Below are 554 nucleotides of genomic sequence, written 5' to 3'. Positions count from 1 at the left end.
ACGGCCCCCGCGCGACGTCGCGCGGGGGCCGTGCGGGGAGGTGCCCGGGGAAAGGACGACGGCCCCCGCTGGGGGGGAGCGGGGGCCGTCCACGGTCCGGCTCGGGGGGGATGAGCCGGGCCCGTCGTCGCCCTAGGGCGTACTCACCCATTTGACCCCATCGACGGCTCCCTGGCAATTCCTCCACGGGAGCGACTTGGAACTCCCTCGTCCGGGGAGCCCCGGGACGCCGCGGGACGCCGCGACCGTCAGGGCCGCAGCGCCGCCGCCCGGGTGAGGAAGTCGGCGGCCAGCGGCGCGGCCACCGAGCCGCCGCTGGCGCCGTCCTCGACGAGCACCGCGAACGCCAGGGTCCCCTGGTAGCCGATCGTCCAGGCGTGGGTGGGCGGCGGGTCCCCGGCGCCGTGCTCGGCGGTGCCGGTCTTGGCGTGCACCGGCTCCCCGGGCACCCCGGCCAGCACGGTGGCCGTGCCGGAGGTGACGACCTCGCGCATCAGCCCGCCCACGGTGGCCAGCACGGCCGGGTCGGCCGCCGGGGGCGGGCTGATGCGCGA

Annotated in this window: 1 protein-coding gene; it reads right to left on the bottom strand. The window is 78.5% G+C overall.

Annotated elements, in window-relative coordinates; all coding sequences use genetic code 11:
- Positions 1-248: 248 nt before the first annotated feature.
- A partial coding sequence (locus tag GTR00_RS22355) for a penicillin-binding transpeptidase domain-containing protein (protein ID WP_276610408.1) occupies positions 249-554 on the bottom strand: 306 nt, incomplete at its 5' end.

The organism is Kineococcus indalonis, assembly GCF_009906395.1.
GTDB lineage: Bacteria > Actinomycetota > Actinomycetes > Actinomycetales > Kineococcaceae > Kineococcus > Kineococcus indalonis.
Note: the sequence above shows the minus strand (reverse complement) of the source record. Positions and strands in the feature narration are given on the sequence as shown.